At 59.0% G+C, this 6,472-nt stretch carries 8 protein-coding genes; 2 read left to right on the top strand and 6 right to left on the bottom strand.

The genetic code is table 11. The annotated features are described in order from the left end of the window. On the bottom strand, nucleotides 1-1,067 hold a 1,067-nt coding region (locus JWQ61_RS11365; RefSeq protein ID WP_304360627.1), incomplete at its 3' end, for a M48 family metallopeptidase. An 89-nt stretch (nucleotides 1,068-1,156) separates the two neighbouring features. Between JWQ61_RS11365 and orn the strand changes: the two genes are divergently transcribed. After that, nucleotides 1,157-1,765 carry an oligoribonuclease gene (gene orn, locus JWQ61_RS11360; RefSeq protein WP_304360626.1) on the top strand — a complete coding sequence of 203 codons (609 nt, stop codon included), beginning with the start codon at nucleotides 1,157-1,159 and terminating at the stop codon, nucleotides 1,763-1,765. A gap of 53 nt (nucleotides 1,766-1,818) precedes the next feature. Here orn and JWQ61_RS11355 read toward each other — a convergent pair whose 3' ends face one another. The 3 genes from JWQ61_RS11355 to JWQ61_RS11345 all read right to left on the bottom strand — a co-directional run bounded on the left by JWQ61_RS11355 (nucleotide 1,819) and on the right by JWQ61_RS11345 (nucleotide 3,954). Continuing rightward, a complete protein-coding gene (locus JWQ61_RS11355; RefSeq protein WP_014007204.1) occupies nucleotides 1,819-2,517 on the bottom strand; it encodes a UPF0149 family protein in 699 nt (232 codons plus the stop codon). 88 nt (nucleotides 2,518-2,605) lie between these two features. Then, nucleotides 2,606-3,475: a DNA ligase gene (locus JWQ61_RS11350; RefSeq protein WP_304360625.1), complete on the bottom strand. Its 870-nt coding sequence runs from the start codon at nucleotides 3,473-3,475 to the stop codon at nucleotides 2,606-2,608. Between the two features lie 92 nt (nucleotides 3,476-3,567). Further along, nucleotides 3,568-3,954 (bottom strand): VOC family protein, encoded by a 387-nt coding sequence (locus tag JWQ61_RS11345; protein WP_304360624.1) that lies wholly within the window; start codon nucleotides 3,952-3,954, stop codon nucleotides 3,568-3,570. Nucleotides 3,955-4,040: 86 nt separating this feature from the next. Here JWQ61_RS11345 and JWQ61_RS11340 point away from each other — a divergent pair, with 86 nt between their 5' ends. Further along, nucleotides 4,041-5,033 carry a serine/threonine protein kinase gene (locus JWQ61_RS11340; RefSeq protein WP_304360623.1) on the top strand — a complete coding sequence of 331 codons (993 nt, stop codon included), beginning with the start codon at nucleotides 4,041-4,043 and terminating at the stop codon, nucleotides 5,031-5,033. A gap of 7 nt (nucleotides 5,034-5,040) precedes the next feature. Here JWQ61_RS11340 and JWQ61_RS11335 read toward each other — a convergent pair whose 3' ends face one another. Beyond that, nucleotides 5,041-5,370 (bottom strand): multidrug efflux SMR transporter, encoded by a 330-nt coding sequence (locus tag JWQ61_RS11335; RefSeq protein WP_120234926.1) that lies wholly within the window; start codon nucleotides 5,368-5,370, stop codon nucleotides 5,041-5,043. Nucleotides 5,371-5,409: 39 nt separating this feature from the next. Next, nucleotides 5,410-6,306 (bottom strand): LysR family transcriptional regulator, encoded by an 897-nt coding sequence (locus JWQ61_RS11330; RefSeq protein ID WP_304360622.1) that lies wholly within the window; start codon nucleotides 6,304-6,306, stop codon nucleotides 5,410-5,412. Nucleotides 6,307-6,472 lie beyond the last annotated feature (166 nt).

Below are 6,472 nucleotides of genomic sequence, written 5' to 3'. Positions count from 1 at the left end.
GACAGCGGCGACAGCAGGAAAGTGAAGATCGGCAGCGCCAGCATGAACAGGATCAGCGCCATCGCATCGTTGTTGCTGAGGTCGGCCAGCAGCAGCGGATTGACGCCGAGGCCGGTGTAGAACCACAGTTGCTGCTTCAGGTAACCGAGCAAGGCCAGGAACGCCAGCGAAATCGCGAACATCACGGCGATGCGCTTGACGATGTGCTTCAGCTTGAAATGGCCCAGCTCATGCGCCAGCACCGCTTCAATCTCATGCGGCGCCAGGCGCGCCAGCAAGGTGTCGAAAAACACGATGCGCTTGCCGGCGCCGAAGCCCGAGAAGTAGGCGTTGCCGTGGGCGCTGCGTTTGGAGCCATCCATTACGAACAGACCCTTGGAGGCGAAGCCGACCCGTTTCATCAAGCCTTCGATGCGGTCGCGCAGGCTGTCGTCGTTGAGTGGGGTGAATTTGTTGAACAGCGGTGCGATCACGGTCGGGAACAGCACCAGCATCAGCAGCTGGAAAGCGCTGAACACCAGCCAGGCGTAGAACCACCAGAGGCCGCCCGATTTCGCCATCAGTTGCAATATCACCCAGATCAGCGGCAGGCCGATGGCGGCGCCGATCAGGCTGCTCTTCAGCATGTCGGCGAAAAACAGCTTGACTGTCATCTTGTTGAACCCGAAACGGGCTTCGAGCACGAATTGCTTGTAATAATCGAGAGGCAGGTCGATCAGGCCGGAAATCAGGGCAAACGCCACCAGCAGGCCAATCTGATAGACCATGCCAGGGCCGGCCCAGTTGAACATGACGCTGGACAGCCATTGCAAACCACCCAGCAGGGTGAAGCCGATCAGCACGGCGGCGCTCACCAGCATCGAAAACAGGCCGAATTTGGTCTTGGCGACGGTATAGTCGGCAGCGCGCTGGTGGGCCGCCAGCGGGATCTTTTCGGCGAATTCAGCCGGCACCGCGCTGCGATGGGCTAAAACATGCCGGATCTGGCGCGAACTCAGCCAAAAGCGCACCACCAGGGTGATTGCCAGGAAAACCACAAACAAAACCGAAAATGCAAATGAAGACATGTAGTCCCTATGTGAGAAAATAGCCCTTCTATGGCTTGCGCAAACAATTGCCGGGCCTGTCTTAGCCAAATATAACGAAGAGAACAATTATGTCACAAGCCGCCGACGTATCTACTGCCATCGCCGCTACCACCGCAACTCCAGCGGCGCCGGTGCGGCCTAACGAATTCAACCTGATCTGGGTCGACATGGAAATGACCGGCCTCAATCCGGACAGCGACCGCATCATTGAAGTGGCGGTGGTGGTGACAGATCCGCAACTCAATATCCTGGCGGAAGGCCCGGTATTTGCAATCCATCAGCCCGACGAAATCATGGATGGCATGGATGCCTGGAACAAGGGCACCCACGGCCGCTCCGGCCTGATCGAAAAAGTGAAAAACTCGACCGTGACCGAAAGCGAGGCCGAACTGGCCCTGGTCGAATTCCTGAAGAAATACGTGCCGAACGGCAAGTCACCCATGTGCGGCAACACCATCTGCCAGGACCGCCGCTTCATGGCGCGCGGCATGCCCAAGCTGGAAGCGTTTTTCCACTACCGCAACCTGGATGTATCGACCCTGAAGGAACTGTGCCGCCGCTGGAAACCGGAGTTGGCCAGCGGTTTCAAGAAGCACCAGAAACATACCGCGCTGGCGGATATCATCGAATCGATTGAGGAACTGCGCTATTACCGCGAGCATTTCATCAAGGAATAATCGTCAAAGAGTAATACGGCGGCGGGTAGATGCCCATCCACCTGCCGTCTTGCTTAATCTTCTTTTGAATCGACGCCGCAGCATTTCTTGAATTTCTTGCCGCTGCCGCAAGGGCATTCGTCATTACGGCCGACTTTCGGCGTTTCGCGCTGGATGGTGGTCACCGCGGATTTACGGTGCGGCAGCCAGTAGCGGTAGATTTCCGGAATCGCCGCTTCCACTTCCACCGCCAGCTTATGGCGCTGCACCGGATCTTCGCGCAGCGCCATTTCTTCTTCTTCCAGCTCTTCCGCACCCAGCAGATAGATAGGCCGCACCACTGTCGCCAGGTTGGAATGCCAGATCGGCTCCCAGGCCTTGGCGCGCAGGTTGATGCCTTCCCAGAAACCCCAAGTCCAGGCTTCGCCGTCGAGCAGCGACTTGCCTTCGTATTCCTGCTCGCAAAACAACGGTTCGTATTCTTTCGGCGCAACTTCCAGCGTGACCGCGATTTCATTCATGTAGCGTGCAATCAGGCCGACGATCTTTTCATATTCCTTGTCGGACTTGAATTTCGGCGCATCCTTCAGCGACGGCCCCCACACATGCGGCAGCCATTCGCCCAGCAGCACCTGCTCCGGACCGATCACCAGCGCCGTCAGGTAGCCGTGCAGGGTATCCATGGTCATGCTGTCTTCAGCACAACGATCGGACAACAGGAAGTCGTCCAGTTCGTCAAATTCTTTGTCTGAGAGGGGTTCGTCGAGATTCATGGAGATAAGCGCTTAAAAATTGGGGGATACGGATTTTATGATCGAAACACCTTCTGCTTGCAAAATATTTCATTAAATCCCACAAATTCTACTGTTCATATACTCGCATGAAACTGGCGAACCTGGGTTTGCCGCTAGGATTCAAGCCGCGGAAGCGATAAGTCACCACGCTGCCAAGCGCCGGCGGCCGGCGCCGCTGCTCGTCGCTGAAGCCGCTGCCGAGCTTGAAGCGCAGGCCGTCCGGTGTTTCCACCAGCAAAGCGCCCAGCATGCCCTGGTATTTTCCCTTGCCGGGCAGGTGGGCGATGACCCTGGCTTCGGCATCCTCGTGGGTTTTGACCTTGAGCAGGTCGTCGCTGCGTTGTGCCCGGTAAAGCGAAGCGCCCCGGTGCAGCATCAGGCCTTCGCCGCCTTGCCTGACGGTCTGCTGCAGCAAACGTTGCAAGGCTGCATGGTCGCTTAGTTTGATCTGCGCCACCGGCTGCAGCCAGGGGACGGCAAGTTTGGCTAGCTTGCTTTGCAAGGCGGCCAGGCGCTGGTCGAAACTGCCGGGATGCGCCGGCAGGTCGAACACCATAAAGCGCATGCGGCGCCAGGCGGCATCGTCGGGCATGTCGCGGCGTACGGTGGAAACCGCATGGCTGAACTGCCGGCGGCCGGCCCACAGTTCACCGTCCAGCGGCGTTTTTGGCCAGCCGGCGGTGAACCAGGGCGGGGCGTTTATCCGCTGGCCGCCGCGCGTCAGCAATTTCTCGCCGTCCCAGTAGCCGCGCACGCCGTCCAGTTTTTCGCTGACCCAATAATCAGCCAGGGTGATGCCGGGATGGTAGATATTGGCCAGCATCAGCGGCGGTGCTGCGGGAGCTGTCGCCGGCGCTGCGATGGATGGCCGGCTGAGAAAGAGGCAAAGCAGCAGGGTGCTCAGCAATCTGGCGATAATTGGCGATAACGCATGCATGGGCGCGGACTGTCAGGCAAGGAAGCGATATCGTAAAACGATGTTGCCTGGAGATGCGCCACGAAAGCGCGATTTGCTATTTAGCTTATTTGCTAGCTTACATGTGCGAAATTCAGTTCCACGCCGTTCCCGGCCGGATCGCGCAAGAAGATTTGTTTTTGCTGCATGGACGGCACAAACGCCACCTGGTAGGGCAGTGCATGCGCCTGCAGGCAAGCTTCCATTTGCTCCGGATCGACGCAGCTGAAGGCGACATGATCGAAGGTGGTGGCCGTATCGGTATGCCGGATATCATCGGCGCGCGCTTCGCTCAGGTGCAGCACGGCCTGGTCGCCGGCGTACAGCCAAAATCCGAAATTGTCGAAAGGCGGCCGCGCGCCGGCTTCCAGGCCGATCACCTCGCAATAGAATTCCTTCAGCTGCAATAACAGCGCGCGCGGTGCGCGCAGGTTGTAGTGGTTGAGGGCGATGGCTGGCACAAGCTGCTCCCGGCAATAGTGAACGATGCAAGAGTATTAGTGTAATCGATGCGGTGAACAGGCCGCTGGCGCTTACAATAGCCGACATGACTATCCCAAGCCCAGCCTCATTTTCTACCCTGACTCCCGACACCGTGCTGGATGCGCTCGACAGCATCGGCCTGCACGGTGATGGCCGCCTGCTGGCGCTCAACAGCTATGAAAACCGTGTGTACCAGATCGGTATGGAGCAAGGGCCGCCGCTGGTGGCAAAGTTCTACCGGCCGCAGCGCTGGAGCGATGAAGCCATCCTGGAAGAGCATGGTTTCGTGCAGGAACTGGTTGAACGCGAGATTCCAGTGGTGGCCGCATGGGCGGCGGAAGACGGGCGCACCCTGCATCAGTTCGACGGTTTCCGCTTCGCGGTGTTTCCACGGCACGGCGGCCGCGCGCCGGAACTGGAGGATAGCGCCACGCTGGAGTGGCTGGGCCGCTTCCTCGGCCGTATCCATGCAGTCGGTGCGCTCAGCAGCTACCAGCACCGGCCGACCTTGGACATCGTCAGTTTCGGCGAAGAACCCAGCGCTTTCCTGCTGGCCAACGGCTTTGTGCCGGAGGATCTGCTGGAAGCCTATCGCAGCACCGTGACGCAGGCTCTTGATGGCGTACGCCGCTGTTTCGAACGCGCCGGCAGCGTCGGCGCCTTGCGCCTGCATGGCGATTGCCACGGCAGCAATGTATTGTGGACCGACGCCGGACCGCACTTCGTCGATTTCGACGACAGCCGCATGGGACCGGCGGTACAGGATCTGTGGATGCTGCTGTCGGGCGAACGGCGCGACATGGTGCAGCAGATGGGTTCTTTGCTGGCCGGTTATGAAGATTTCTGCGATTTCGATACGCGCGAGCTGTACCTGATCGAAGCACTGCGCACCTTGCGCCTGATCCATTACGCGGCGTGGATAGCGCGGCGCTGGGACGACCCGGCTTTCGCCGTGGCCTTCCCCTGGTTTAACACCCAGCGTTATTGGCAAGACCGGGTGCTGGAGCTGCGCGAGCAGATCGCGCTGATGGATGAACCGCCGCTGTGGCAGACATGAAGCAAGCTTAGTGCGAGACCGACTTCGAGAATACGTTTAGCACCAGCACACCGGAAACAATCAGGCCGATGCCGATCAAAGCCGCGGCGTCCAGGCTTTGCTTCAGGAACAGCCAGCCGACCAGCGCGATCAGCGCAATGCCGATGCCCGACCACATCGCATACACGATCGCCACCGGCAAGGTGCGCAAGGTCAGCGACAGGAAATAGAAGGCCGTCAGGTAACCCACCACCACCACGATCGACGGCAGCAGCCGCGTGAATTCGGCGCTGGCTTTCAGAGCACTGGTGGCAATCACTTCGGCGACGATGGCGATCAATAGATAGACCCAATGCATGACTTCTCTCCTGGCTAAAAAACATAATGGTACGAAACTCTAATCGATAGCGGCAAACAGCTCTGTAACAAAATCGACAAAAACCCTCACCTTGGCCGACAACTGGTGGCTCTGGTGATACACCACCGACACCGGCGGCCCCGGCGTGGCCCAGTCCGGCAAGACCGGCGCCAGCAGGCCGGCGCGGATCTGCGGATTGAGCGACAGCGTCAGCAGCTGGACGATGCCGGCGCCGCTGGCGGCCGCGTGGATCAGGGTTTCCGCGTGGTTGATCGCGATATTGCCGGGCGGCGCCCAGCTCAGTTCTTGTTTGCCCTTGCTGAAAGTCCATGGCACGTTCTGGCCGCTGTTGGGGTGGATGAACGCCAGGCAGCGGAAATCGCCGAGTTCCTGCGGCGTCTGCGGGACGCCGTGCTGCGCCAGGAAAGCGGGTGAGGCGCAGCACAGGTTGCGGGTCTGGTAGATGCGGCGCGCCACCATGCTCGAATCCTTCAGTTCGCCGATACGGATCCAGACGTCGCCGCGTCCCTCCACCATGTCGACCATGCGATCGCCCACATTCAGCCTGATCGACAGTTCCGGATACAGTTCGGCAAAACGCGACAGGGCCGGCGCCAGGTAAATGCGCGCAATCACGGTCGGCACATCGACGCGCAAGATGCCTTGCGGCGTCACGCGCCGGCCCTGCAGCCCGTCTTCCAGCTCGCTCATGTCGCCCAGCAGGCGCTGCGCGCGCTGGTAACAGCTGTGGCCATCGTCTGTCAGCGAAATCTTGCGGGTGGTGCGGTTCAGCAGGCGCACGCCGAAATGCCGCTCAAGGGCGGCAATATGGTTGGTGATGGTGGCGTTCGACATCTCCAGCTGTTCAGCAGCGCGGCTGAAGCTGTTCAGTTCCACTACCTGGCAAAACACCCGTAACGATTCCAGCCTGTCCATGATGACGATTTTATATTATTTAAGTTATTTAAAAAATGATTTTAATTATTGCCTATTTTTCTGAATAATAAAAAGGATGATAATGCGCAAAAGCAGATCGTATTGATACGACGCCAACTTCTCCGGAGACCTGCATGGCGATTGCGACAAACAGTAGTCCGATAGA

Source organism: Collimonas fungivorans (assembly GCF_028292705.1).
GTDB classification, from domain to species: Bacteria; Pseudomonadota; Gammaproteobacteria; order Burkholderiales; family Burkholderiaceae_D; genus Collimonas; species Collimonas fungivorans_B.
This window is presented reverse-complemented; position numbering and strand designations above follow the sequence as displayed.

Bases quoted from the DNA above. Each gene is read 5' to 3' on its own strand.
- orn (WP_304360626.1), top strand. From the start codon at position 1,157: ATGTCACAAGCCGCCGACGTATCTACTGCCATCGCCGCTACCACCGCA.
- JWQ61_RS11355 (WP_014007204.1), bottom strand. From the start codon at position 2,517: ATGAATCTCGACGAACCCCTCTCAGACAAAGAATTTGACGAACTGGAC.
- JWQ61_RS11350 (WP_304360625.1), bottom strand. From the start codon at position 3,475: ATGCATGCGTTATCGCCAATTATCGCCAGATTGCTGAGCACCCTGCTG.
- JWQ61_RS11340 (WP_304360623.1), top strand. From the start codon at position 4,041: ATGACTATCCCAAGCCCAGCCTCATTTTCTACCCTGACTCCCGACACC.
- JWQ61_RS11335 (WP_120234926.1), bottom strand. From the start codon at position 5,370: ATGCATTGGGTCTATCTATTGATCGCCATCGTCGCCGAAGTGATTGCC.
- JWQ61_RS11330 (WP_304360622.1), bottom strand. From the start codon at position 6,306: ATGGACAGGCTGGAATCGTTACGGGTGTTTTGCCAGGTAGTGGAACTG.